We start from the raw sequence: 24,922 nt of genomic DNA on the forward strand, positions 1-24,922 counted from the left end.
ACTATTTGTTTAATTAGCGTTATCAATCATGATTGTTTCAGGGCAGGAGCCTTTTGAGGCCTTATTAGCTTTGGCGAGTAGGCTAGGTAAGGAGTCAGAAGTTTTAATGACTTCGGGTAAGTTAATGCGGATTTCACTCAGTAATCCCTTGCCACATTCAAGACTCATTTTAGTGTGAGCGCCTTGACCGAAGCTGCTATCAAAACTTTGGTTTAACTCACTTTTACTGACACTCTTACCTATGTTGTCATGAATAAATTTTTGTACCCATGCCGAGGCATTGACCGCTTGGGTCAGCTGGGTTGCCAATAAAAAGTACTCGTTAGGGTCTTGGCTACGGCAAGTGCCGTGTTTCCACCATTCGTGGCGTTCTAAACAGGTGCCATATTGGGCGCTAGGCATGACTTCTTCTAAATTTTTGCGCACCGATGGATTCAGTTCAAACTCTGGATAAGTACAGAAATCATTCGGTTGCAGTTTGACTGTGCTGCAATAGCCATATCGCGTGCCGCATTGTTGTTTATTCGGCCACAGTCCGTGCAGGCTGAAGTGTTGCCATTGGCTCGATTCTGGCGTTTGGCTGAGGGCGCGGCATTCGGCTTTACGGCGGCCATAGAGTTCACAAAAGGTGCTTTGCCAGCTTAATGCCAGCACGTTGGCGTCAAATTCACCGCCGATTCGGCATTGATCTCTTTGACGTTTTTCTGGTGTGCCATGCTCTTTAAGGCCGTCTCGGCTTTTGGCTTTGATATCCGATGCCGTGGTGGTTTGCGCGGGTTCTACCGCTGTTGCAGGTGTCGATACATTACTGCCTGCAACATTGGAAAGATACTGACCACAAGCGCCACTGATCCACCGCATGGGAGACTTCACTGCGTTGGTGCGCACTCGCAGCCAATCAGGTTTGGCGCTGTTGCCGAGGATTTCGAGTACCGGATAGCGCTCACCAATATTGCTCTGCCATTGGTCTGGATTCGTCTGCTTATTTTTCGATTGAAATAGCTCACAGCGTTTGTCGGCAACGAATTCACCAGTTGCGGGTGCGGCAAAGGCGGGTGCTGTAATGATGAGCGCAGAGCATAAACCGAATGCAGCAAGTAACGCACGTGATGGGGTTTTAAGGGAAAGTGCTTGCGGCCATATCCGTCTGATGGTTAAACAAAATGACTTGGTCATGTGATGGGATCCTTCCTACGGCAGTGAATTGAGTCAATTCTGTGTGGCACTGAGTCAATGGTACACATAAGCGTTATAAACTTAGAGGCTTATTTTACTCAGAGTTGTGTATGGCACTGTTGTAAAATTAGATTTTTAATCTGATTGAATGAGAAAATCCCCTCAAACTTTAATGGTTTGAGGGGATTTTTATCGGTGTTCTAGCGCCGTAAACTCAATTACGCTGCATCTTTCTTTAATTTACGCGAGTAAATCAGTAGATAAAGCGCGGGTAGTACAAACAGTGACAGTAATGGGGCTGTAACCATGCCGCCGACCATAGGTGCGGCAATTTTCTGCATCACATCGTTACCCGATCCTGCACCCCACATAATGGGGAGTAGACCGAAGAAGATGGTCGCTACTGTCATGGCTTTGGGGCGGATCCGCATAACGGCACCTTCCATTAACGCTTCTTTTAAGTCGCTGACGCTGTGGTAATTATCTTTCTCTTGTCTGTGCTTAATGGCGTTATTGAGATACACCAGCATTACTACCCCAAACTCGGCGGCTACACCCGCTAAGGCAATCATACCAACGGCGACAGCCACTGAGATGTTGTAATCCAGTAGGTATAACAGCCAAGTGCTGCCGACCAACGCGAAGGGGAGGCTGAGCATGATAATACTGGCCTGAATGGTGGAGCCAAAGGTCATCATCAGTAAGATGAAGATGACGGCTAATGCCATAGGGATCACTTGCTTAAGTTTTGCATCTACCCGCTGCATATATTCGTACTGCCCTGCAAAAGTGTAGCTGTAGCGCGGGGGCACCTTGAGTTCGGCATTTAAAGCTTGCTTGGCGGTCGTAATATATTCGCCGATAGACGTGCCTTCAATATCGATAAACACCCAAGAGATTAAGCGACCGTTTTCACTGGTGAGCATAGGTGCGCCATCGGTGATTTCTATATCCGCTAAATTTCGCAGTGGTAGATAATTTCCCGATTTAGTGATCACAGGGAGTTCGCGCAGCTTTTCGATATTATCGCGTAGCTCACGGGGATAACGTAGGTTGATGGGATAGCGCTCGGCCCCTTGTACCGACTCGCCAATATCCATACCGCCAATGGCGTAACGCACGACATCTTGAATATCTTGTAGTGACATACCGTAACGTGCGGCGACATCCAGTTTGGGGGTGATATCGATATAACGCCCGCCACCACTGCGTTCAGCATAGGCTGATTTTGTGTGTGGCACTTTGCTGAGAATGGCTTCTATCTTAGCTCCTATGCTTTGCAGTTCGTTGACATCGGCACCAGTGATCTTAATGCCGACGGGGGTTTTTATTCCAGTAGAGAGCATATCGATACGGGTTTTGATAGGTTGTACCCAAGCATTGGTGAGTCCTGGTACTTTGACGGTTTGCTGTAGTTGGGCAATGATGCCATCTAAGGTCATGCCTTCACGCCATTCCTCATGGGGTTTGAGCATGATAGTGGTTTCAAGCATGGTCAGCGGCGCGGGATCGGTCGCGGTTTCGGCGCGGCCTACCTTACCAAACACGCGGGCCACTTCGGGCACGGTTTTGATTAAACGGTCGGTTTGCTGCAAGACTTCGGCGGCTTTACTGGCACTGATACCGGGCAATGCCGTTGGCATGTAGAGCAAATCGCCTTCTTCAAGGGCGGGCATAAACTCGCTGCCCATGCGGGTCATGGGATACCAAGCACTGGCCAGCGCGACTAACGCTAACATCAGGGTGACTTTAGGAAATTTAAGCACCAGTTTGAGCGAAGGTTGGTAAAGCGCGATCAAGAAGCGACTGAGGGGATTGCTGCGTTCGCTGGGAATTTTGCCGCGAATAAAGTAACCCATCAAAATCGGCACTAAGGTGATCGATAAAAAGGCCGCCGCTGCCATGGCGAAGGTTTTAGTGTAGGCCAGTGGCGCGAATAATCGACCTTCCTGCGCTTCGAGTGCGAACACAGGCACAAAGCTTAAGGTGATAATAATCAATGAGAAAAATAACGCAGGGCCGACTTCAATCGACGCTTCGGTGACGATGCGCCAATGCTCCTTAGTATCGGGTTCGCGATCATGTTCGGCTTTGAAATGTTCTAAATGTTTGTGCAGGTTTTCGATCATCACAATCGCGCCATCCACCACGGCGCCGATAGCAATGGCGATGCCGCCAAGGCTCATGATATTGGCGTTCACACCCATCTTATTCATCACGATAAAAGCGATAAGGATGGATAGCGGCAGGGTTATCACGGCCACGAGTGTGGAGCGCGCATGCAGCAAAAACAGTAAGCAGACTAAGCCAACCACCAACATTTCTTCGACGACCTTGCTAAACAAGTTGTCGACGGACTTAAGAATCAAGTGGGATCTGTCATAGGTTGGGATAATCTCAACCCCATCGGGCAGGCCCGCTTTGAGTTCTTCGAGTTTAGCTTTCACCGCATCTATCGTCGCTAAGGCGTTTTCGCCGTAACGCATCACCACAATTCCGCCAACTACTTCACCTTCACCGTCGAGTTCGGCTATGCCGCGGCGTGAGGCTGGGCCTTTGCGCACAGTGGCGACATCTTTGAGTAATAAACCTGTACCAGAAGGGCTGGTGATACCAAGGGGAATTTCACGAAAATCCTCTAGCGTCTGGCGATAGCCTTTGGCGCGCACCATGTATTCGGCTTCGGCCATTTCGATCACTGAGCCGCCAGCTTCGCTATTAGCTTTATCGATCGCTTGTTTAATGCTGGCGATATCGAGTTTATAGATCGCCATTTTATCGGGCTCAAGCACTATCTGATAGGTTTGCTCCATGCCGCCGACGGTGGCAACTTCAGACACGCCTGCCACGCTTTGCAGCTCTAGCTTGAGATACCAATCCTGCAGACTTTTGAGTTGCGATAAATCTAAATTGCCAGAACGATCGACCAGCGCATATTCATACACCCAACCGACACCGGATGCATCGGGACCGAGTGAAGGTTGTACGCCCTGGGGTAAACGGCTGCTAATTTGACTCAGGTACTCGAGCACTCGCGAGCGTGCCCAGTAGATGTCGGTGCCATCTTCAAAAATCACATACACATAGGAGTCGCCGAACATGGAATAACCACGTACGGTTTTGGCGCCAGGTACAGCTAACATGGCGGTCGACAAGGGATAAGTCACTTGTTCCTCAACCAATTTTGGCGCTTGGCCCGGGTAAGGGGTTTTAATGATCACTTGTACGTCGGATAAATCCGGCAGCGCATCAAGCGGCGTTTTGCGCAGCTCCTGTACGCCCCAAACAGTGATCATGATGGCGATAATCAGCACCATCAATCGCTGCCTGATTGACGCCTCGATAATATATTTCAACATAACGCGCTCCTAGTGCTGATGACCGCTGCTTAAACGCATTAAGCTGCCCTTGAGACTGGCTTCGGAGTCGAGTAAGAATTGCCCCGAAATCACCACCCGTTCACCTTCATTCAGGCCTGAAATAATCTCGGCTTTACCTTGGCTCATCATGCCGACTGTGACGGCCTTGGCGGTAAAGCTGTCATCGGTTTGTTTGACGATCACGCGGTTTTCTTTACCCGTCTGAATTAAAGCTTCCTGCGGGATCACGAGCACATCTTTATTCGGGCCACCGAATAGCGAGACTTTCGCGAGGGTTTTAGGTCTTAAATCTACGTCGGCATTGTTGAGAACCACTCGAACTCGCAGGCTGCGAGTGACTGGGTCAAGCTCAGGGTAGATGTAATCGATCGTGCCTTCGATGCCACTGATATTCATGGCGGGAACGGCAATTTCGGCCTTTTGACCTTTAGCAATCCAGCTTTGCTCATTCTCGAATACATCGGCAATCACCCATACCTTAGAGAGATCCACTAGGGACATGACTTCGGTCGAAGGCTGAATGTACATGCCATCACGAACGTCGAGGGCTTTAACTATGCCATCCTCTTTGGCGTAGAAAGGTACGCGATACTGGGTTTGATGTGACTCTGCTAATTGTTTGATTTGCCTGTCGTTAAAACCAAGGAAAGATAAGCGTAAACCCGCATTGCGCACCAAATCTTTGTAGCGGCCTTGGCCGTTTGCTTTGGCGGTGTCCATGGCGAGCAGGTAGTCATCTTGGGCGTTAATTAAATCGGGGGAATAGATCTCGTAGATAAGCTGGTCTTTCTTAACGGTATCGCCCACGGATTTGATCATCAGTTTTTCAATCCAGCCAGTGACGCGGGCATGGATATGGGTGATCTGGCTTTCGTCGTAATCGATTTGACCGACGGTTTCGACAAATTTCCACAGTGTGTCGCGTTCAACCTTGGCGACTTTGAGTGCCAGCGCTTGCTGCATACTGCCGGAAACATTGATATTGATTTCTTGGGTATTGCCGCCCGTTTCGACTTTTTCTAAGTTCATGCCGCAGATAGGGCAAGTGCCGGGTACGTCACTGATAATGTGGGCATGCATAGGGCAAACGTACTTGATTGTTGTCACGTGGTTTTGAGCTTTGACTAAACTGTCGGCCTTAGGTGTTGGGGTGTCGAATACCTGACTCGAAGCTTTCGCTGCCAAGGTTTGCCCATGCTCAGAGGTTTGGTGATCTGCGGCTTGATGCTGCGCATGCTCGGCCGCAGCGTTTGCGGTATCTTGTTTCTCAACTAAAAACATATTGCACTTAGGGCAGCGACCAGGCTCATGGCTGAGCACTTCGGGATGCATAGGGCAAGTGTAGGTTTTTACTTGATTTAACGAATTATTTTTAGGCGCTGTTGCAGAATTTACTGCAGCTTCGGTCGCCACGGGCTCTTGTGTGCTCGCCAGTTGGGCATGGCTCAACCAAGGCGTACCTAAGAGTAAGCTACTCAAGATCAGTACGGCTTTAGGGGTCTGCTTTTTTACGGTTTTAAATGAATTCATATGCCTCATCTCCAGCCTAGCTTAGTGGTGTTTGTGGGCGTTTTTTGCCGCACCTTCAGCCGGTTTTGCTTCTATTGCCTTTGGCTCTAAGTTCATACCACATTGAGGGCAAGTATCCTCTTTGCTGCCAGTCACTTCAGGGTGCATAGGGCAAACATGGGTATGTGCTTGTTCCTGTGGATTTGCATTGTCGTGTTGATGTGCGTGCGGCGCGGCCGTCGCAAACACGCTTGTGCTGGTCAGCAAGAATGTGATTAAGGCGAGATTAGTTAGTGTTTTCATATTATTCACTCCATCGGATTAACGGCCGAATACGAGCGCATAAACGTCAGTGAGCACAGTGGATCAAAGCGGTTCGCTTCGATAGACGAATTGATGCCACAATTTGGCATTCGGCTCAGTAATCAACGTTTTGCTAGACTCGGGTGCACGATTTAATGATAAGGCACCACAATAAACGGCTAAATAGGGCGTTAGCTTAGGGCTAACAGCATTGTCGTTTTAGCTTGGTCGTTTGGCTTTTTTTAAGGGTTTATTTGCCCAATAAGCACAAAGTAGAGCTAGGCTATCGGTGGTTTAAAGGCCGAAGACAAAGAGATAGAGTGGAAATGAGGCATAGGAGTGGCCATTGCAGTATCGCTCATGCTCACACTTGGCCAGAGGTGTGGGCTGAATAGAGTGCCAGCGACTGAAATCGTCAAACAATGACCACAATCATTTGAACATGATGTGGTGCCATCACAGCAATGCTGTTTCGCGCCGGGAAGCATTTTATCGTTGCAGCAATCCGTGTTGGCCATTGAATGTGAGTCAGAACTGTTCTCCGTGTCCATCTGCATCATTGTAGCGTGGTGCATTTGGGAGGAAACCTCATGATTCATCGCACTCATATCCATAGTGTGTGGCACCATGGCGTGACCATTAGACACGACACTTTGCCCGACGAGTGCGAGTAGAGTGAATATGACTAAAAAATAACGACTGAGTGTGTGATGCATAAGTATTCCAAATGATGAACGGCTCGAGTCTAGCATAGAGGCATTATGCTGTAATGATTTAACTCACATTTCAGCACATGCCTCAGATTAAATATTTAACTCGTCTAAATTAGAAAGCGGGATTGCTGACTAACATTTTCGCCATCAGTTGGCTGTGGCTTTGCAGTGGATATTCGCCCGCTTTGTCACCATTAATACTGAGTTGAATCGTTGGATATTTAATAAATTGACGCGCTTCAGCTTCAGTCATTATTTTGGGCTGGGTGATTTGGTAGCTATCACTCGCCTTCACATCCAGCACTAAGTAAAGCGGCGCTGATTTAACCCAGTTGCCACTATCATCGGCGCGATAATCAAATATATCCTGATATTTTAGCTCGAGCAGTACTTTCCCTGCGGAGAGTTGGATGGGTTTAAAGGGCGTGGTTGGCACACCATTGATACTGATAACACTGAGCGCATCTGTGCTATTTAAGCTGGCGGCTGTAACTGTGGTGCTACTTAATAAGGCACCGATAACGAAAGTAAGGCCTAGTAAGCTTTTGTTCAATAAAGTGGTTTTCATAATAAACTCCAAAAATTCTCTGTACCTCGTTGCGGTGCGAATATGCAGCGGCGCAATCAAAGGTGTTTAGTCGGTTTTACGTTGTAAAAAACGAAAGACGTTACAGTGAATTGGAGTTAGGAGGCGGTGTGGTGAGCCCGAGGTCGGCAGTTTGCATCGCCCAGCCTTGTATGGCAATACGCTTGCTTGCTGGGTTGGCGAAGGCCAGTTCTAGCACTGCAGGCTCAAGGTAAAGTGATGATAGGCAATGGGTTTGACAATGACTTGTCATACTATCTTGGCAGTGTTGCAAGCAATCGGATGCAGAACAATCTGGCATGGTGCAGTTCATTTCTGCATCCATCATCAGCATGGTTTGACTGCTGTGGCCATTGGTGTTGGCTGAAGTTGGCATAGCACTCACTATCGCCGATTGGGCGATTAGCGAAAATAACACTGCTATGGTGATCCAAAATTTAGCCATGATAACTCTGAAAATTGATTGCTTACCCTTAGAGACCTTAGTTAGCCCAATAAAGTTTCATATACGATTCAAATTTTAATTTTTAATGATTTATTTCTCCGCCTACTTCAATAATTAAACAAAACATCGACTGGATCACATTTCTATTTTCTAGAAATGATTTCAATAGTGATTGATTCTCAAAGGGGAAATCTCATCGCGATAATCGGTAACTTGCGATTATCGGGTGATTGCATTAGCTTTAGTTAAAGTGCATCACAGTTCAGCTAGCGGTTTTTACCAAATGACGTCCAAATAGTTAGAGCTAAGTCTCATTTTGCGCTTTTAAGGTTAATTTAATCAGCAAATTTCGGCTTAAAATCAAATTTCTAATAAATGAAAGAGCATAAACTAGTCTTATAAAAACTAATTTTGACAATTTTGGAGATAGAGTGATGAACTGGCGTGCACTATTTAAACCTAGCGCGAAATATTCAATCCTGGCGCTACTGGTCGTCGGTATTGTAGTGGGTGTTGTGGGATACTTTACCACTCAACAAACATTACACGCGACCAGTACAGATGAGTTCTGTATGTCTTGCCATAGCAATCATTCGCTGAAGGATGAAGTGTTGGCTTCTGCCCATGGCGGCGGCAAAGCGGGGATTACGGTTCAGTGTCAAGACTGTCACTTACCCCATGGTCCAGTCGATTATTTGATCAAAAAAATCATCGTATCTAAAGATTTATATGGTTTCATGACAATTGATGGCTTTAACACTCAAGCCTGGTTAGATGAAAATCGTAAAGAACAAGCGGATAAAGCGCTGAACTATTTCCGTGCGAACGATTCTGCTAACTGTCAGCATTGCCACACTCGTATTTACGAGAATCAGCCAGAAACTATGAGTAAAATGGCTGTAAGAATGCACTCAAATAACTTCAAGAAAGAACCTGACGCGAGAAAGACCTGTGTTGACTGCCATAAAGGCGTAGCACACCCATATCCAAAAGGATAAGGTTTAGCGATTCAGTTTCTTAATTGATAGCCATTAAAAAGCCCTCAATAGAGGGCTTTTTGCTGTCTGTGTGCTCGGTTAATTCGCTTGAGTCATCACCCGTTGTCGATAAGCTAACAGGCTGAAAATTCCGAAGATAAACACTTGTAGATAATCTTGTTTCGTTAATGGTAGTAAGGTCTTAAACAGCATGTGGAAAATCGCGACTTGGAAGCAATGCATCATGCAGGTAATGGCAAACAGGATATTTAAAGTAATCGCCACATTGCCTTCAAAGGGGATGACTAAGTTGTAGGCCATCATCAACCATGCAATCAGAGTGATGGCTTTACCTAAGTTAATCAATAAGGGCATGGTTTTCATCTTCGATGGGCTCAACAGTGGTTTCTGAGTGATATTGATATAAACGGTAGCTCACTTGCCCTGCATTCTTTTCTTTTAAGGCGTGCCAGCGCGAAGGGATAGCAAGTTGCGGCAATTCAGACTCGATTTCAACATAAATCAGCGCACCATCATTAAGCCAACCTTGAGAATCTAGCAGTTGAATCGTCTTTTCTGCCAATCCCTTACGAAAGGGGGGATCGATAAATACCACATCGAAACCTTGCTCGCAGCCCCTTTGCAGTACCACTAACGTATCAGCATTGAGCACTTCGGCCTTATCGCATTTAAGGGTTTGCAGATTTTCTTTTAATTGCAGGGCTGCGCCGCGTTGCAACTCGATAATTTGGGCGAAACTGGCATAGCGGGACAAGGCTTCGAGAGCTAAAGCGCCACTACCGCCAAAACAGTCGAGTACACGTGCATTGACTAAATCATTAGCCAGCCAGTTAAAGAGTGTTTCGCGAACCCTGTCTGTCGTTGGGCGTAAACCTTCGAGATCTTGGATAGGTAGACGACGCGAGCGCCATTGGCCTGCGATGATCCGCACTTGTCCACTGCCGGGTTTATTTTTGGCTGTTTGACCCTTGGTCACATTATTTTTGACCGTTCGATGATTAACCAAAGTGCCCCCGTGATTTTGCCTGAAGAAAGAAAGTGGTAGACTGTGCCACCTTAATAAAGGCCGCTATTTTATATCAAAGTCTCACTAAAAGGTGAGAAGGCTAACTGAGCTTAGCTAATTGCCGACTTTTTGGGCGTAATTGCCGAGGCAATCTGGTATAACATCAGGGTCTTATTCAAAATTCAATACTGAAGTAGAGCGCTGGAATCACACATGGCAAAGAAAGGTTTTTTCTCTTGGTTTCGTAAAGATAAGTCACAAGATGAGGTCGTCGCTGAAACGCCAGTTGTTACTCCAACACAAGATAGTGATGCAGCACAGCGTGTAGCGCAGGAACAAGTAGAGGCACAAGGGGCCATCGAGGCCGAAGCTCATGCTGAAAAACAGGCTGCAGAACAGTTAGCGGCCGAACAAACACAGGCAAAAGCCGAAGCCGAGCAATTTGCCCTTGAGCATGCCCGAATTGAATCGTTGCATTTTGCTAATCAGCAAGCTGAAGCGACACGTTTGGCCGCTGAACAACTTAGTGCAGAAAAGCATGCTGCAGAGAAGTTAGCCGAAGCACAGTCAGGAGCAGAGCAACGCATCGCAGAACAATTGGCAGCACAGCAGTTAGCGGTTGAGCAAGCCGCCGCAGAGCAATTAGCTCAAGCAGAGGCGGCGCGTGTAGTTGCCGCTCAGCTAGAAGCAGAATTACTCGCAGCGGAACAAGCTGAACTTGCCCGCTTGGCCGCCGAACAGCATGCTGCTGAAGCCTTAGCTGCAGAACAACTCGCTGGCGAAGCACTAGCACGTGAGCAAGCAGAGGCTTTAGTTCAGCAACAAGCTGAAACTGAGCAAACTGTTACAGCAGTTGCTGAATTACAACCTGAGCCGCAGGCTCGACCCGTTAAGGAAGGGCTCTTTGCTCGCCTGAAACGTGGCTTAATGCGTACCAGCGAGAATATCGGCAGTGGTTTTATCGGCCTATTTCGCGGCAAGAAAATCGATGACGATCTGTTTGAAGAACTCGAAGAACAATTATTAATCGCCGACGTTGGTGTCGAAACCACTACGCGATTAATCAAGAATTTGACAGAGCATGCCTCACGTAAGCAGCTTAAAGATGCCGAAGCTTTATATGAATTACTGCGGGATGAGTTGCAAAAAACACTCGATCCTGTCGCTATCCCGTTAGTGCCAGACAATGCTAATGGCCCATTTGTTATCTTAATGGTTGGCGTTAATGGCGTGGGTAAAACCACCACTATTGGCAAATTAGCCAAACAATATCAGAGCCAAGGTAAGTCAGTGATGTTAGCCGCGGGTGATACCTTCCGTGCTGCAGCGGTTGAGCAGCTACAGGTTTGGGGTCAACGTAATGATATTACAGTGATTGCCCAGCATACAGGTGCCGATAGTGCCTCTGTGTTGTTCGATGCTTTGCAAGCGGCCAAGGCGCGTAAAGTGGATGTATTGATTGCCGACACTGCTGGTCGTTTACAGAATAAAGCGCACTTGATGGAAGAATTAAAGAAAGTGGTGCGAGTGATGAAGAAGCTCGACCCAGATACGCCGCATGAGGTCATGCTGACATTAGATGCGAGCACGGGGCAAAACGCGATTAGCCAAGCACAATTATTCCAGGAAGCCGTAGGTGTAACGGGTATTACCATCAGCAAGTTAGATGGAACGGCTAAGGGCGGCGTGGTATTTGCGATTGCTGATAAGTTTAATATTCCGATCCGTTACATAGGTGTGGGTGAGCAAATTGATGATTTGCGAACCTTCAATTCGAAAGAATTTATCGATGCCTTGTTCACTCAAGAAAAAGCGGATAGCTAATTTATGATTGATTTTCAGCAGGTCAGTAAGATTTATCCTGGCGGCCAAATGGCGCTGGAGGATGTGAATTTTCATCTACAGCAAGGTGAAATGGCATTTTTAACCGGCCACTCGGGGGCGGGTAAAAGTACGCTGTTGAAATTAATCACGGTAATCGAGCGGGCAACAACGGGGCGCGTCGCGATTAACGGTCACGATATCGCTAAAGTCAGCCCTAAACATGTGCCTTATTTGCGCCGCAATATCGGGATGATTTTCCAGAACCATCATCTATTGATGGACCGAAGTGTGTTCGACAATGTGGCTTTACCACTGGTGATTGAGGGATTCTCCCATGGCGAAATTCGTAAGCGTGTTGCGGGTGCCCTCGACATGGTGGGTTTATATGGCAAGGAGCGGCATAACCCAATTATGTTGTCCGGCGGCGAACAGCAACGTGTTGGCATTGCCCGTGCGATTGTGAATAAACCACCTTTACTGCTCGCCGATGAGCCTACGGGTAACTTAGATCCTAAATTATCTATGGATATTTTGCGTCTGTTTGAAACCTTTAATGATGCGGGAACCAGCGTATTAATTGCCACCCATGATTTAGGTCTTATTGCACGAATGAAATATCGCACTTTTACCCTCAAACAGGGCCGTATGTTAGGTGCACAAGAGTTGCATCCTAATGTACACACTCGCAGTGCATCGACGAATAGAGGCGAAGGGCAATGAGCGATAGCGCAAAATTAACTCGCAGCAAGCTGCCTCTGTCTGGTCGGATTGTGATGTTTTTTATTCGCCATGCGCAGCAAGCAATGGCGAGCATGGGAGAGCTCTGGCGCAACCCAATATCCTCTGTGATGACCATGGCTGTCTTAGGTGTGAGCCTAAGTTTGCCTGCAGCATTGCAAGTGCTAGTTAAAAATGCCGAGACCATTACCAGTTCCTGGAACAGCGCGGCAGAGATCTCCTTGTTTATCGACGATAATCGTAGTGAACAAACGATTCAGAGCCTGCTGACTCGCATTCGGACATATCCCGAAGTGGATAAAGTGCAATATATTGATAAAAATCAAGCGCTAGAAGAATTCCAACGCTTATCTGGGTTTGGTGAGGCCTTGGCCTATTTAGATAAAAATCCTTTGCCCGCGGTCATTACCGTTACGCCTACGCCGCGTTACTCAACGCCGGTGGGCGCCCGTGAACTCTTAACTAAACTAGAGCGCGAGCCTGAGATTAGCTTTGGCCGTTTAGATATCGAATGGTTAGAACGGTTACAGGCGGTAGTGCGTCTACTCGAACGTACTGTGATGGCGATTGCCGCGTTACTCGTGCTGGCCGTGGTCTTAGTGATAGGTAATACGATTCGCTTAGCGATTATGAATCGGCGCAGCGAAATTGAAGTGATGAAGCTCGTCGGGGCAACCGAAGCCTTTATCCAGCGCCCATTTCTCTACACTGGGATTTGGTACGGAGTCATTGGCGGCATATTGGCTTGGCTTATCATCAACTTATTAGTGTGGTATCTCGATTCCGCCCTTGCCGAACTTTTAGGCTTGTATGGCAGTCAGCTTGAAATGAAATCACTCACTTTTATTGAACTGCTGCAATTGGTTGGACTTGCCTCATTTTTAGGTTGGTTAGGTTCGTATTTGTCTGTACGCCAGCATTTACGGTCGATTGAACCTTCATAATAATCAGTCGATTAAACTAAAAAAAGTGACGAAAAAAATGCTGAGTAATGAACTTTTGTTCACTTGCAATGTCTACTTCAGCGAGGTAAAAAGGGTATCTGCAAACGAGCTGAGGTTGACATACTCTGTCAATTAGCCGATAGTTCGTGAGCTTATTCTTAGGGTATTTTGTTGTTGAACCTAAGAATGCACTCGTTAAGTAGTCTGATAAATGTAGGAGAGCGAATGACCTTTCAAACGCAATCAATGGCACTGACAGTCCCACAGGGCGCCAGTAGTCTAGAAGCTTATATCCATTCAGTGACTAGCATCAGCATGCTGGACGCTGAGGCTGAGTATGAGTTGGCCAAGCGTTTACAGGAAACTGGTGATCTACAAGCTGCGAAGCAACTGATTATGTCGCACTTACGTTTTGTAGTGCACGTTGCAAAGGGCTATTCAGGCTATGGTTTGCCACAGGCAGACCTGATCCAAGAAGGCAACATAGGCTTGATGAAAGCGGTTAAACGCTTCGATCCCGATGTTGGCGTGCGTCTAGTGTCTTTTGCTGTGCACTGGATCAAAGCTGAAATTCATGAATATGTGCTGAAAAACTGGCGCATTGTTAAAGTCGCGACCACTAAAGCGCAACGTAAGTTGTTCTTTAACATCCGTAAAGCGAAAAAACGCTTAGGTTGGTTCAGCGATGCAGAAGTCACTATGGTGGCTGAAAATTTAGGTGTGTCTAAGGCCGATGTGACCGAAATGGAATCACGTATGGCTGCGCAAGATCCGGCATTTGATTTAACCAATGATCAAGACGAGGAGCATGATTTTGCCCCAGTCCATTATTTGGAAGATCATTCATCGGATTTAGCGGAAAACATTGAAAACGACAACTGGGAATCGAATGCCCAAGGTCGTTTATTATCGGCCATCAAAACCTTAGACGAACGCAGCCAGCATATTCTGCGCGCCCGTTGGTTAGATGACGATAAAACCACACTGCAAGAACTTGCAGAGACTTATCAAGTGTCGGCTGAACGTATTCGCCAACTTGAGAAAAATGCCATGAACAAGCTAAAAGCTTGTATGGAAGCCTAAGTCACATCACGTGTAAAATGATTGTAACTTAACCATAAAAAAACCTGCTGCGGCAGGTTTTTTTATGGGTGAAATTTGGCTTGATGACGTTGATGATAAATCAGTGTTTAACAAGATTAGCTATCAAGGCTTTTCTATTTACTTTCAGCCCTGCCTGCTCATGATTTTCTGGCCATACATAATACTGTCTTGGGCGTTTGAAGCGGGCGATTTTGTCGGCGAGGAACAATTCGAGTTCACTTGCAATCGACTCTGTGAGATGAGTTAAACTGCCGCGAATGATGGCGGCAGGGAGATTGCCAAATTGTACATCTGGTATGGCGAAAACGATTGCATCGTCTATTTGTGGATGTTGTTTAAGCGCGGCTTCGATTTCTTCTGGCTGGATGTTTTCGCCGCCGCAGATAAACATATTATCGACGCGACCAAGAATGCGCAGATTACCATTTTCGTCCCATTCGCCCTTGTCTTTGGTGTAAAACCAGCCGTCTTGTTCAACGCACTTTTGTATTCCATCCGCGGTGAGATAGCCCATAAACAGGCATGCGCCGCGCACCAAAATCACACCATCTTCGATTTTAAGCTCACGCTTGGGGAGTAATTTGCCACTGCTGCCGTCGCTAAAAGCGTGACCTGTGGTGATCTGCGAGCCCATTTCCGTCATGCCGTAACTGGTGTAACTGGCGATATTGCGTTGCTTAAGTTGTTGGAGTAAGTCGATTGAGACTGCGCCGCCACCAAGTAATAAGGCTTTGATACTTTTAAGCTTGCTGCTCGTATCGGCGAGTAACTTGCTCAGTTGTGTGGGAACGAGAGATATGTGAGTCAACTGATCTTGGTCAATCTGCTGACCAAGGCTAAGCGCTTGATCTGGCAGGACAACACTGGCACCGACTAAGGCACAGCGGTTTAATATCGCAAGACCGCCAATATGGAATAAGGGCAAGGAGAGTAGCCAAGCATCACCTTGTTCGAGTGGGATTAAGCTGCGGGCACCTTCGGCATTGGCAATATGATTCGCTAAGCAATGCACCGCCGCTTTGGGAAAGCCACTAGAGCCTGAAGTTAAAATCACATTAGCTGGACGAGTAAAGTCGACAGGCTGGGCTAAGTCACTGCTAATGCGATTAAAATTTAAGCGCAAGTGATGACAATTCTGTAGTTCACAAACCTCAGCACTCCAAACATAGCGGATCTGATGTTCATTAATTAAGTCTTGGATCTGCGCGAGGGGGAAACGGGGCGAGATAGGAAAAAAGATTGCTCCTATATCGATGCAGGCCCAATAGAGACAAATGATCTCGAGATTATTGCTAGCAATACAGGCGAGCGGCTCACCGTTTGAGATCCTCGCAGCGCTTAGCTGCTGAGCCAGTGCGATAACGCGCTGGCTAAGCCCTGAGTAGCTAATGTCTTGCCCCGCCAACTTGATGGCTGTCTGCTGTGGAAACGCAAGCGCAGCTTGGTGCACGGGTGACAGTGCAAGCGGTTTTGATAGGCTGGCATTAGACAAACTCGTTTCCCTCACTTTTAGCTGCATCATCATTTTGTTGCATTGAATCAATGGTATGCAGTGCAATTGGCTCAAGTTGCGCGAGTGTGAGGCAGTATTTTTTACCCGATGACACGATTAAATCTTGGCTAAAGGCGCTGAGGGTATCGAGCCCAGGGATTTCATCCGGAGTGAGAATCGCGGCTAAATGAGCCAGATCATTAATGCCTAAACTGCTCTCTAGACTCGAACTGATAATGCAACGTACGCCATAGCTTTGCGCCGTATCGATTAAATTAGCTAGTTTTTCGATACTGCCGAGCAGCATAGGTTTGATGACAAGCGCAGTCAGGCCATTTTGCATTACAAACTGGTATTCTGGATCGTTAAGCGATTCATCGAGGGCGTAGGGTATACCAATTGCTTGATAAAATTCATGATTATCATGATGATTCAGGCAAGGTTCTTCAATGTACTCTATGGTCTCTAGGGGCAAGCAAGCGGCAAATTCGATTGCTTGCTCAAGTGTAAACCCTCGGTTCGCGTCTAAACGCAATTTGAGATCGGGGCGGGTACGTAAAATGCCATAAATCAGGCTTAGTTCATCTTCAATTGAAGTTTGCGCGACTTTGACTTTCACCGAACGAACATTACAGCCAAGGGCGGCAATTTTGCTATCGAGCAAGTCTCTGCTCGCATCCGTTGGATGATAAATCAAAGGGACTGTGGCCGTTTGTGGACGGATGGCATCGAGTTTGCCCATTAACTTGGCATGTAACAGACTTAAACCAAAGGCCAAAGAAGGGTAAGGGCTTTGCTCGGCGCATTCCAGCAATGTATCAATATGCTGACCGCAGAGTTGGGGTAATAATCCAGTCAAAGCCGTTTGCACTTGAGTGAGTGTTTCACGGCTGAACCCCATCAAGGCTTGTTCATCGACATCTATGCCAGAGAGTGGGGTAATTTCAACTTCGACTTGTCTATGCTCGCCACCAACATTAGCACTGGCTTGTAGTACTAATCCCGCTCTGTGATCGATACGTTGCTTGCCGACGGGCAATAATACGTCGAGCGGTAGTCGATATTGATACAGGTTAAGCAAAGTTAATATCATATATTACCTACATTTTAATTCTGTCATTACCCTAGCAACTTCACTATTTTTGAGGTTAATGCCTCGGGAGCAGCTTGGTGTATGTTGTGGCCGGCGCCGTGAATACTATGGACGAGGATGGGCGCGTGTAATTGCCACTCTTGGGCGAGGGCGTGGAACTTAGCATCTTGGTTGCCAGCAAAGAAATGGCACTCACAGGTAAGCTGCAAAGGTACATCCCACATCGATGCTTGGTGTGCGAGTGAGGTGGCTATGAATACCTCTTTAAGCCGCTGTTTAGGATGCAGATCTAATGCTGGAGAACGATGCTCGATTAAGGTTTTTCGTTTGGTAGCCGTCATATCGGCAAATACGGGCTGCTGATACCACAAGCTTAAAAAGTCTTTGCTATTCAGATGCAGTAAACGCTCGGCCCACTGAGTATCATTTTTGATTCTGGCAAGTTTTTCTTGCGGGTCTGTAAGTCCAGGATGGCAGGATTCGAGGTTTAGGCTCAGTAGTCTTTCTGGATAGGCTTTGGCAAGGTGCAGAGCAATACGGCCACCGAGAGAATAACCGTAGAGATGGAATTGACCAATGTGAAGGTCATTCAGGTGTGCCAACACATCTTCAACACATTGGTTAAATCCATTTAATTCGGTTGGCTTCAACTCCCTTTGGTTATCCCCATGGCCCGGCAGATCTAAGCAAATACAGTGAAAGTGCTGGCTTAGCGCAGGCATTAACGGCAACCAGTCGGCCTTAGTGCCTAAAAATCCATGCAGTAGCACTAAGGTCGGTAGTGAAGAATTGCCGTAACGGGCCATGGTTGGCATTAGCTTTGTTTCACCCACAAGTTGAGCTCGGCGATTTGGTCGCTGGCTTGTGTTTGACTTACATTGACTTCAATGATCGAAGCCCCCTGAAAATCCAGCGCTTCATTATAGCTATCTTGAAAATCGGCTAAATTATCCACTTGATTATAGGGCAAATTAAACATAGCTGCGGCGTAGCCAAATTCTAAACCGTGGCTGAGTCGATAATAATCGCTACGGACTTGTTCATTGGGAACGGGCAATAAGTTAAAGATGTTACCGCCATCGTTATTGAGGATCACGATCACCAGCGGGCTGGTTAAGCCTTTAGCGATGGCCAGCGAGTTAAGATCGTGCAGTTGTGATAAATCACCGATGATTAAACTCGTGGGTTTGCCTTCATGGGCCGCAATACCGCAGGCGGTGGCGAGTAATCCGTCAATACCCGATGCGCCACGATTAGTATAAGTGGTTGCCGTACAACAACTGACAGGGGCATACATGTCGTACAAGCGTACAGGCAGGCTGTTGCCGATAAAAAGCTGCTGTTCTAGCGGACGAGTATTGGCGATGGCGCGCACAACTTGTGCTTCACCAAATTCCCCTTGGTCGATATTGCGCACAAATAAGTTATGCAATTCATCGTTATAGGTGATTAGGGTATTCGCCCAGTTTGCCGAGGATGAGCGATACCAATTTAAGGCTGCAAACTGCTGTGCATTCGCGTGCCAAATGTGTTTAGCATTGTGGCTAGGGTCAAGCCTGTCTTGTTCTGGTAAAACCTGCCAATAGCTGTGCCAATTTTGCTCGGCGAGATAACCTATCAAGCGTTTTGATAATAAACGGCCGCCGAATACGAGTACACGATCCGCTTCCTGCAATAGATTGCGCGCCCTTGGATGTTGCAGCAGTTGATCAATATTACCTATTGCCGCGGGATGCTGACGCAGTTGCGACTGGGCATCGGTAAGTAATGGCCAGCCGATTTTTTGCGATAGGGCAATGAGCTGTTGTGGATCTTGTTCAGGCGTGAGAGTACCGACAACGATCACCCCTTTACCGTGGACGAACCGCATAATGGCATCGTCACTTGGGCCGCTCACCTGTTTGCTCTTACCGTATTGGGTATACGGGCGTGCGAGCTGTAGCCAAGTTTGCAATGGTTTGAGATAAGGTGATTCGGCATCGAGAATCGCGCCACCGAGTTCACTCGGATACAAGGGCTCCCGGTACATGCAGTTGATATGCACTGGGCGAGTTTGATTCGCCACTGCTTCATCCACTGTGGTAAGCAACGCCTGCGGTGCGATATGTGTATCCGGTGTTGGCAAATTCACTTGAGTGGCATAATTCGCAAAAATTCCCGGTTGGACTATGGCTTGATTAGCACCGCAGCCGAGTAATTCTGGCGGACGATCGCCACTTAAGACGATTAAAGGTACATGGGTCAGCCACGCCTCCACAATGGCAGGGTACAAGTTGGCGACTGCTGTGCCTGAGGTCGTAATGATGGCGACCGGTGCGCGGCTGGCTTTGGCTAGACCTAAGGCCATAAAGCCGAGCCCACGCTCATCGAAATGTAAGTGACGCTGGAGTTTAGTTTGCTGGGCGGCGGCGAGGGTTAACGGTGTTGAGCGCGAGCCCGGCGCCATACACACATGTTGCACGCCAAGACGTGCTAACTCCTCAAGAATAAGGGCGCCCCAAATAAGATTAAGAGTGGCTGTATTTTCGGTCCGCATAGCTGAATCTATTAGGATAAAGATGGGCTTAGTGTAACGTGTTTATGCTCCAAGATGTATGCTTGGTTTAACAATTCTCGAGTGGATCGCATGGGGGCTGAGGTGGAGCCTAAGCTAAGGCAGAGGATGCCTGTCACCTCGTGTATCGGTGGTTTGTTGTTTGGATATGTTGAGCTATTACTTGGCTAGATAATACGATCGACGATTTTTTTAATCTCTCCGCTTAACCATTTCAAGTCCTCATTGATTGCATTAGGCTGATTTTTTTGCACTAAGAAAATCGTTGGGGTTTCTGTATCTGCATATAAACGTTCTGCTTCATACTGCGATAGTTGACACGCATGCAGTTCAGGAACATCGCTCACCATTTCGTAAACTATCCGATAAGGCAATAGGGAGACTGCATTACTTTCGCTTAGATATTCAAACAAACTTGAAATACTGGTAATGGTAATTTCAGTATTGAGTTTAATGCCATTCGTTATGCAAAACTCTTGGTATGGACTCAATTTGGTGCTGGGATTACCAAGATCCGTATTGACATAGGGGTATTCCGCAATCGTTTCTAGGGTGATTTCCCGTTTAAAAATAGGATGATGCCTGCTAGCAATCAGGTAGAGTTTGTCCATACGTTGCAATTCTGTCGTTAGCAGTTTATCGCCGAAGGCGGCAACATCGGCAGCACTTTTATTGCAACAAATACCTAGGGTTGTATCACCATTAATAATGTCTTGAGTCGTATGCATAGACCAAGGGTTTATATTAATGTGCATGGGTTTTTGCTCTTCTTTAATAGCCTGCATCAAGGCCTTAGGGAAGGTGTAGGCAATTAATCCTGGCGCTGCTATTTCGACATGCGTCTTAACTTGGCGAGTGTTTGCTATTCTGGCTTTTTGAAACTTATCAGTACACTCAATTGCTTCTTTTGCAATTGGATATAAATGAGTAGCAAACTCATTTGGGAATAAGCCATATTTACGACGGATAAATAACTCATCACCAAAAATTTCCCGTAGATTTTTAAGGCTACGGCTGATTTTAGGAGCTGGAATGTCTAGCGCTTTCGATACATAGGTTGCTGACTTGTTCTCATATAATGAAACAAGTATTTTTAAACTCAGAATATCGAGGCCATCCATGTTACTAATGTGCATTTTTTATATTCCTTAATATTGAGCAAATACTTAAATCAACGCCTAATTATGGTGCTAATTAATAATTTTAATGTGAAACTAATCCCAAGTTTTGGATCTAGATTTTATCTATGTGTATCAAAGGTTTTTTTGTTTTATTTTTAATGTTTAAAATGGTTTTTCATAAAATTTAAAATTTCAAAAACTAATATTTACATATTTAAAATGCAAATGCTGAATTATCAAGTATCAATATTTGTATTTAAGATTTACATAATTTTGCAATGTGACGCGCAATGTAAATCATTGTTTATATTTAAGTTGTTGTTTGCAAGTGTGACATGCATCAAGAAAAAATAAGTGTTTTAAAATAATACTAAAGTTGCTTTAAAGGAGATAACAAAAAATAAATTAGTTTTTGGAGGCGTGTATGAATACTTCAGTCATTTTCAGCTATGCGTTTATGTACTTCGTACTATTCGTAGCAGTACCATTCGTGTTTGTGATGTTTGTCATGACTTGCATTAAGTTTTTTAAAGCAGGTCCTGATGAAGCCGCACATCATGAGATGAAACTTAAACCAGTATTGTTTGATAAACAAAGCTTCAATTTTTTTAAATCATTAAAAACAGTTGTTGAAGGTAAATACGATGTTTGTTGTAACGTGCCATTAGACACTGTATTTGAGATGGACAAACATGATACGGAATTAAATCATGAATGCCGACTCGATTATGTATTGATCGACCATGATTCATCTGAAGTGAAAATGGTGATCAGTGATTTTGGCAAAGAAACTAACTCACCACTGAAAAAACTGTTTAGCAAGTTCAATATCAGTTTCATTGAAATGAACCAGCATAAACAGTGGGATACTCAGAGTCTTAAGCAAGCCTTGGCTGTGTGATCTTGACCGTCGGGTTCGGAATTATCCGAACTCGACCCCTTCTTTACCTTCCTACGGATAAATGTGAGGACTTCCTATGTCCAAAAGACAATGGCTGTGGTCGTTACGCTTAGGTGCTGCTGCGTTGCTTTTAAGCTTTTCTGCAATGAGTGCTGAGCCAGCCAATCAAATTAACAGTGATGCTTGTATGAAGTGTCACAAGCGTAATGGTCAAATGTTAGGGCATCATGGTCAAGATGCGATGAAAATGAGCTGTTCTTCCTGTCATGGAGAAAAGGGCGACCACCCTAAGAAACCGAATGATATGGTGGTCTTTGGTATGGAAGAATCGTCGGATCTGACGGTTCAGCTGAGAGTGTGTCAGAAATGTCATACCAAGAAAAAACTCAGTGGAGCAGATTGGACGCATAACGTACATGCTCAAAAAGTGCCTTGTGCCGCCTGCCATAAATTACATAGCCCAACGGATCCAATGGCGGATATGACGCCGAAGATTCGCAGTGAGCTATGTAGCAGTTGCCACACTGGCAAGCAGGAGTAGGTTATGGAAAATTCAAAAAGAAGATTTCTAAAAGGCACCTGTGCCTTATTTGCCGGCGCTACAGGTGCATCATTACTCGCCACAGTGAATGCATCGGATAGTGTTAAAGCAGAACCTGATGTCAAATATGCACTTATTCATGATGAAACTAAGTGTATAGGTTGCCAAGCGTGTGAGGTGGCCTGCCGTGAAGTGAATAATGTACCCGAAGGTGTGTCTAGGCTTCAAATTAAGCAAGCGGGTCCTTTTGGCGAATACCCTAATCAGTTTTATCACTTTAGTCGCAAGTCTTGCCAGCATTGTGAAGACGCGCCCTGTGTAAATGTATGTCCAACGGGAGCTGCATTTATTGATAAAGAAACGGGTATCGTTTCTGTCGATGCATGGAAATGCGTAGGTTGCCAATACTGTATTGCAGCTTGTCCTTATCAAGTCCGTTTTATTAATCCTGTCACCCATGCGGCGGATAAGTGTGATTTCTGCCGAGAAACTAACCTAGCTCAAGGTAAACAACCTGCCTGTGTTGCTGCTTGCCCAACAAAGGCACTCGTGTTCGGTAATTTAAAAGATCCGACTTCTGAGGTTGTTCAAGTTCTGCGGTCTAATCCAACCCAGCGCACTAAGGTTGATCTTGGAACGAGACCTAAATTGTTCCGTATCGTTGCAAAATCAGGGGAGGTGATACTATGAGTGCCCTACATTTTGATACCTTAGTGTGGCATTGGCCGATTGCAATTTACCTGTTTTTAGCGGGTGTATCTGCGGGAGCCATGTTCTTCGCCGTACTGTTGAAACATTTTGTTTTGAAGCAAAACGCCTATCAGTCTGGTTTTGTGCGAGCCGCTTGTATTGTCGCGCCTGTAGCTGTGATGGCCGGGTTAGGGATATTGGTCGCAGACTTAACTAAACCTCTCGATTTTTGGAAGATTTTGGTGTTCTACAACCCTAAATCTGTCATGTCGATGGGCGTGCTTATTCTGCTGATTTACCAAGTATTTATGTTTATGTGGATTGGTTTGACCTTCCGTAAACCTGTTGATGCTTGGTGTGAAACACGCTTTCCTATTGTGCTTAAGTTGACCGCATTATTGGCTCGATTTGAAGCGACAATTACAGGATTGCTCGTGATTCTATCCTTGGCATTGGGCGCGTATACAGGCTTCCTGCTCTCGGCCTTGCCAGGCTATCCCATGCTTAAAAACCCTGTGTTACCTCTGCTGTTTTTGGCATCTGGTTTGTCTTCCGGTGCGGCATCATCTTTACTCGGTGGCGTGTTGATGAATGGTAAACCTAATGACAAAGAGGTGCACTTTATCCACAAGGTTGAAATCCCACTGATTTTAGTTGAAATCGTGCTGATTTTTACCTTCTTTATGGGCTTAGTGCTAACAGGTGGACAGAGTAAAATAGCCGCCTTTAATGCCTTAGGGTATGGCTTCTGGGGATGGATTTTCTGGCTTGGTATTATTGGACTCGGTTTGTCTGGACCATTGGCGATGAATCTGTTTATGACGGCGACATCTAAACGGAAATGGGCCTATGTGGCGGGGACGGCTTGCTTGAGCTTGATAGGGGTATTACTGCTACGTAACTTCATACTCTATACAGGACAAATGACGATCGCTTAAGGCGTGCCGTTAATTAATGACGAAAAAATCATAATAATCAATGGAATCGACGGATCGCGGAAACAATGTCAAAGGAAAACATTGTAGATGAGGCCCTTGCGGCGCTGGCTGAGCTCTCAAGGGTTAAGTCTAGCCGCGGTTGGTTGTGTAACAGGGAGGTCGCTGGGCAAGGATGCCATATTTTACACTTCAATATTTTGCCCTGCCTCCAAACGGGCCTCGCCACCTTATTCCTAAGGGTGGCGTTTCTTGTTTTAGGGAGGCACGATTTACTCGCCGAGGTTATTAATCCATTCACTCATTACCACATGGGTTTTGATCTTGATGATGTCAGTGTGAGTGTCGATATACTCACGGATCTCATGCAGGCGGCGCATCGAAGGCGCATGCACGTACACGAGTAAATCCATATCACCAGAAATACCACGGCAGGTAATCACTTCGGGAATCGCTTGGAATACGTGTACCACGTCGGCGCAACGTGGACATTGATGCTGGATTTCGAAATAAGCCGATACTCCTTCTTTTTGCGACTCACTCAAGAGCACTTGATAGCCACGGATCACTCCCGTTTGTTCGAGCTTTTTTATGCGCTCGGCTACCGCGCTGCGGGAAAGGTTCACCTGTTCGGCGATATTCGACACGCTCTGGCGTGCATCCTGACGCAAACTATGAATGATGGCCGTATCGAATTTATCCAAGGGTGACTCCAGTGAAAATGGCTATATTGAATCTGTGTGTTATTTTGCCATTGGTTTGAATAACCACAGAATTTGCTGAGTATTTTTGCTTAAAATTTTACCAAAATTTAAGCTGGCCGTCATTTTGATGGAAATAACGTTATTTGCCGCGATTTTGCCGGTATT

Annotated in this window: 24 protein-coding genes; 9 read left to right on the forward strand and 15 right to left on the reverse strand. The window is 46.2% G+C overall.

Annotation, left to right across the window (positions count from 1 at the left end; translation table 11 throughout):
- Positions 1 to 9: 9 nt before the first annotated feature.
- From L5M71_RS16270 to L5M71_RS16300, 7 genes are all read right to left on the reverse strand, one after another.
- Positions 10 to 1,176, reverse strand: coding sequence for a ribonuclease T2 (locus L5M71_RS16270; protein WP_263208723.1), 1,167 nt, complete (start codon positions 1,174 to 1,176; stop codon positions 10 to 12).
- 218 nt (positions 1,177 to 1,394) lie between these two features.
- Positions 1,395 to 4,535, reverse strand: coding sequence for an efflux RND transporter permease subunit (locus tag L5M71_RS16275; RefSeq protein WP_113940262.1), 3,141 nt, complete (start codon positions 4,533 to 4,535; stop codon positions 1,395 to 1,397).
- Positions 4,536 to 4,544: 9 nt separating this feature from the next.
- Positions 4,545 to 6,086: an efflux RND transporter periplasmic adaptor subunit gene (locus L5M71_RS16280; RefSeq protein WP_263208725.1), complete on the reverse strand. Its 1,542-nt coding sequence runs from the start codon at positions 6,084 to 6,086 to the stop codon at positions 4,545 to 4,547.
- 21 nt (positions 6,087 to 6,107) lie between these two features.
- Positions 6,108 to 6,368: a heavy metal-binding domain-containing protein gene (locus L5M71_RS16285; RefSeq protein ID WP_198572393.1), complete on the reverse strand. Its 261-nt coding sequence runs from the start codon at positions 6,366 to 6,368 to the stop codon at positions 6,108 to 6,110.
- 278 nt (positions 6,369 to 6,646) lie between these two features.
- Positions 6,647 to 7,084, reverse strand: coding sequence for a hypothetical protein (locus L5M71_RS16290; RefSeq protein ID WP_263168558.1), 438 nt, complete (start codon positions 7,082 to 7,084; stop codon positions 6,647 to 6,649).
- A 109-nt stretch (positions 7,085 to 7,193) separates the two neighbouring features.
- Entirely contained in the window at positions 7,194 to 7,649 is a 456-nt protein-coding gene (locus L5M71_RS16295; protein ID WP_198572391.1) for a DUF2057 family protein, read from the reverse strand.
- Positions 7,650 to 7,749: 100 nt separating this feature from the next.
- Entirely contained in the window at positions 7,750 to 8,112 is a 363-nt protein-coding gene (locus L5M71_RS16300; RefSeq protein ID WP_198572390.1) for a hypothetical protein, read from the reverse strand.
- A 434-nt stretch (positions 8,113 to 8,546) separates the two neighbouring features.
- Between L5M71_RS16300 and L5M71_RS16305 the strand changes: the two genes are divergently transcribed.
- Positions 8,547 to 9,110, forward strand: coding sequence for a NapC/NirT family cytochrome c (locus L5M71_RS16305; RefSeq protein WP_105250630.1), 564 nt, complete (start codon positions 8,547 to 8,549; stop codon positions 9,108 to 9,110).
- Positions 9,111 to 9,188: 78 nt separating this feature from the next.
- On the opposite strand, the gene L5M71_RS16310 is transcribed toward L5M71_RS16305, so the two are convergent.
- Together L5M71_RS16310 and rsmD are read right to left on the reverse strand one after the other, a co-directional pair.
- A complete protein-coding gene (locus tag L5M71_RS16310) occupies positions 9,189 to 9,473 on the reverse strand; it encodes a DUF1145 domain-containing protein (protein WP_263168555.1) in 285 nt (94 codons plus the stop codon).
- Positions 9,448 to 10,116: a 16S rRNA (guanine(966)-N(2))-methyltransferase RsmD gene (gene rsmD / locus L5M71_RS16315; RefSeq protein ID WP_263175671.1), complete on the reverse strand. Its 669-nt coding sequence runs from the start codon at positions 10,114 to 10,116 to the stop codon at positions 9,448 to 9,450. Before rsmD ends, L5M71_RS16310 begins: the two co-directional genes overlap by 26 nt.
- 213 nt (positions 10,117 to 10,329) lie before the next feature.
- Between rsmD and ftsY the strand changes: the two genes are divergently transcribed.
- From ftsY to rpoH, 4 genes are all read left to right on the forward strand, one after another.
- A complete protein-coding gene (gene ftsY / locus L5M71_RS16320; protein WP_263179132.1) occupies positions 10,330 to 11,940 on the forward strand; it encodes a signal recognition particle-docking protein FtsY in 1,611 nt (536 codons plus the stop codon).
- Positions 11,941 to 11,943: 3 nt separating this feature from the next.
- Positions 11,944 to 12,660: a cell division ATP-binding protein FtsE gene (ftsE, locus tag L5M71_RS16325; RefSeq protein WP_212599516.1), complete on the forward strand. Its 717-nt coding sequence runs from the start codon at positions 11,944 to 11,946 to the stop codon at positions 12,658 to 12,660.
- A complete protein-coding gene (gene ftsX / locus L5M71_RS16330; protein ID WP_113940269.1) occupies positions 12,657 to 13,622 on the forward strand; it encodes a permease-like cell division protein FtsX in 966 nt (321 codons plus the stop codon). Before ftsE ends, ftsX begins: the two co-directional genes overlap by 4 nt.
- 225 nt (positions 13,623 to 13,847) lie before the next feature.
- Positions 13,848 to 14,705, forward strand: coding sequence for an RNA polymerase sigma factor RpoH (gene rpoH, locus L5M71_RS16335; RefSeq protein WP_006079635.1), 858 nt, complete (start codon positions 13,848 to 13,850; stop codon positions 14,703 to 14,705).
- Positions 14,706 to 14,805: 100 nt separating this feature from the next.
- Here rpoH and menE read toward each other — a convergent pair whose 3' ends face one another.
- The 5 genes from menE to L5M71_RS16360 form a co-directional block, all read right to left on the reverse strand.
- Positions 14,806 to 16,245, reverse strand: coding sequence for an o-succinylbenzoate--CoA ligase (menE, locus tag L5M71_RS16340; RefSeq protein ID WP_411568990.1), 1,440 nt, complete (start codon positions 16,243 to 16,245; stop codon positions 14,806 to 14,808).
- Positions 16,211 to 17,311 carry an o-succinylbenzoate synthase gene (gene menC, locus L5M71_RS16345; RefSeq protein WP_263208729.1) on the reverse strand — a complete coding sequence of 367 codons (1,101 nt, stop codon included), beginning with the start codon at positions 17,309 to 17,311 and terminating at the stop codon, positions 16,211 to 16,213. Before menC ends, menE begins: the two co-directional genes overlap by 35 nt.
- 26 nt (positions 17,312 to 17,337) lie before the next feature.
- On the reverse strand, positions 17,338 to 18,126 hold the full coding sequence (gene menH, locus L5M71_RS16350; RefSeq protein WP_263208732.1) for a 2-succinyl-6-hydroxy-2,4-cyclohexadiene-1-carboxylate synthase: 789 nt from the start codon (positions 18,124 to 18,126) through the stop codon (positions 17,338 to 17,340).
- Entirely contained in the window at positions 18,126 to 19,847 is a 1,722-nt protein-coding gene (menD, locus tag L5M71_RS16355; RefSeq protein ID WP_263196362.1) for a 2-succinyl-5-enolpyruvyl-6-hydroxy-3-cyclohexene-1-carboxylic-acid synthase, read from the reverse strand. The genes menH and menD overlap by 1 nt, the downstream gene beginning before the upstream one ends.
- Before the next feature lie 185 nt (positions 19,848 to 20,032).
- The gene (locus L5M71_RS16360) at positions 20,033 to 21,001 is read right to left on the reverse strand and encodes a LysR family transcriptional regulator (protein WP_263208735.1); all 969 of its coding nucleotides are present in this window, start codon (positions 20,999 to 21,001) and stop codon (positions 20,033 to 20,035) included.
- 409 nt (positions 21,002 to 21,410) lie between these two features.
- On the opposite strand from L5M71_RS16360, the gene L5M71_RS16365 reads away from it, so the two are divergent.
- The 4 genes from L5M71_RS16365 to nrfD all read left to right on the forward strand — a co-directional run bounded on the left by L5M71_RS16365 (position 21,411) and on the right by nrfD (position 24,056).
- On the forward strand, positions 21,411 to 21,887 hold the full coding sequence (locus L5M71_RS16365; protein ID WP_263208737.1) for a hypothetical protein: 477 nt from the start codon (positions 21,411 to 21,413) through the stop codon (positions 21,885 to 21,887).
- A 76-nt stretch (positions 21,888 to 21,963) separates the two neighbouring features.
- Positions 21,964 to 22,428 carry a cytochrome c3 family protein gene (locus L5M71_RS16370; protein WP_173248177.1) on the forward strand — a complete coding sequence of 155 codons (465 nt, stop codon included), beginning with the start codon at positions 21,964 to 21,966 and terminating at the stop codon, positions 22,426 to 22,428.
- A 3-nt stretch (positions 22,429 to 22,431) separates the two neighbouring features.
- On the forward strand, positions 22,432 to 23,118 hold the full coding sequence (locus L5M71_RS16375; protein WP_105250594.1) for a 4Fe-4S dicluster domain-containing protein: 687 nt from the start codon (positions 22,432 to 22,434) through the stop codon (positions 23,116 to 23,118).
- A complete protein-coding gene (gene nrfD / locus L5M71_RS16380; protein ID WP_105250593.1) occupies positions 23,115 to 24,056 on the forward strand; it encodes a cytochrome c nitrite reductase subunit NrfD in 942 nt (313 codons plus the stop codon). The genes L5M71_RS16375 and nrfD overlap by 4 nt, the downstream gene beginning before the upstream one ends.
- Positions 24,057 to 24,325: 269 nt before the next feature.
- Here the strand turns inward: nrfD and L5M71_RS16385 are convergent, their stop codons facing one another.
- Complete coding sequence (locus tag L5M71_RS16385; RefSeq protein WP_006079646.1) at positions 24,326 to 24,757, reverse strand: Lrp/AsnC family transcriptional regulator; 432 nt, start codon at positions 24,755 to 24,757, stop codon at positions 24,326 to 24,328.
- Positions 24,758 to 24,922: the final 165 nt, after the last annotated feature.

Origin of the sequence: Shewanella sp. SW1, from assembly GCF_025653545.1 — a bacterium.
Classification (GTDB): domain Bacteria; phylum Pseudomonadota; class Gammaproteobacteria; order Enterobacterales; family Shewanellaceae; genus Shewanella; species Shewanella oncorhynchi.

Bases quoted from the DNA above. Each gene is read 5' to 3' on its own strand.
- ftsE (WP_212599516.1), top strand. From the start codon at position 11,944: ATGATTGATTTTCAGCAGGTCAGTAAGATTTATCCTGGCGGCCAAATG.
- L5M71_RS16360 (WP_263208735.1), bottom strand. From the start codon at position 21,001: ATGCACATTAGTAACATGGATGGCCTCGATATTCTGAGTTTAAAAATA.
- L5M71_RS16370 (WP_173248177.1), top strand. From the start codon at position 21,964: ATGTCCAAAAGACAATGGCTGTGGTCGTTACGCTTAGGTGCTGCTGCG.
- L5M71_RS16375 (WP_105250594.1), top strand. From the start codon at position 22,432: ATGGAAAATTCAAAAAGAAGATTTCTAAAAGGCACCTGTGCCTTATTT.
- L5M71_RS16270 (WP_263208723.1), bottom strand. From the start codon at position 1,176: ATGACCAAGTCATTTTGTTTAACCATCAGACGGATATGGCCGCAAGCA.
- L5M71_RS16290 (WP_263168558.1), bottom strand. From the start codon at position 7,084: ATGCATCACACACTCAGTCGTTATTTTTTAGTCATATTCACTCTACTC.
- L5M71_RS16280 (WP_263208725.1), bottom strand. From the start codon at position 6,086: ATGAATTCATTTAAAACCGTAAAAAAGCAGACCCCTAAAGCCGTACTG.
- menC (WP_263208729.1), bottom strand. From the start codon at position 17,311: ATGATATTAACTTTGCTTAACCTGTATCAATATCGACTACCGCTCGAC.
- menH (WP_263208732.1), bottom strand. From the start codon at position 18,126: ATGCCAACCATGGCCCGTTACGGCAATTCTTCACTACCGACCTTAGTG.
- ftsX (WP_113940269.1), top strand. From the start codon at position 12,657: ATGAGCGATAGCGCAAAATTAACTCGCAGCAAGCTGCCTCTGTCTGGT.
- rpoH (WP_006079635.1), top strand. From the start codon at position 13,848: ATGACCTTTCAAACGCAATCAATGGCACTGACAGTCCCACAGGGCGCC.
- nrfD (WP_105250593.1), top strand. From the start codon at position 23,115: ATGAGTGCCCTACATTTTGATACCTTAGTGTGGCATTGGCCGATTGCA.
- L5M71_RS16310 (WP_263168555.1), bottom strand. From the start codon at position 9,473: ATGAAAACCATGCCCTTATTGATTAACTTAGGTAAAGCCATCACTCTG.
- L5M71_RS16285 (WP_198572393.1), bottom strand. From the start codon at position 6,368: ATGAAAACACTAACTAATCTCGCCTTAATCACATTCTTGCTGACCAGC.
- menD (WP_263196362.1), bottom strand. From the start codon at position 19,847: ATGCGGACCGAAAATACAGCCACTCTTAATCTTATTTGGGGCGCCCTT.
- L5M71_RS16300 (WP_198572390.1), bottom strand. From the start codon at position 8,112: ATGGCTAAATTTTGGATCACCATAGCAGTGTTATTTTCGCTAATCGCC.
- L5M71_RS16295 (WP_198572391.1), bottom strand. From the start codon at position 7,649: ATGAAAACCACTTTATTGAACAAAAGCTTACTAGGCCTTACTTTCGTT.
- L5M71_RS16275 (WP_113940262.1), bottom strand. From the start codon at position 4,535: ATGTTGAAATATATTATCGAGGCGTCAATCAGGCAGCGATTGATGGTG.
- L5M71_RS16305 (WP_105250630.1), top strand. From the start codon at position 8,547: ATGAACTGGCGTGCACTATTTAAACCTAGCGCGAAATATTCAATCCTG.
- ftsY (WP_263179132.1), top strand. From the start codon at position 10,330: ATGGCAAAGAAAGGTTTTTTCTCTTGGTTTCGTAAAGATAAGTCACAA.
- L5M71_RS16365 (WP_263208737.1), top strand. From the start codon at position 21,411: ATGAATACTTCAGTCATTTTCAGCTATGCGTTTATGTACTTCGTACTA.
- menE (WP_411568990.1), bottom strand. From the start codon at position 16,245: ATGCAGCTAAAAGTGAGGGAAACGAGTTTGTCTAATGCCAGCCTATCA.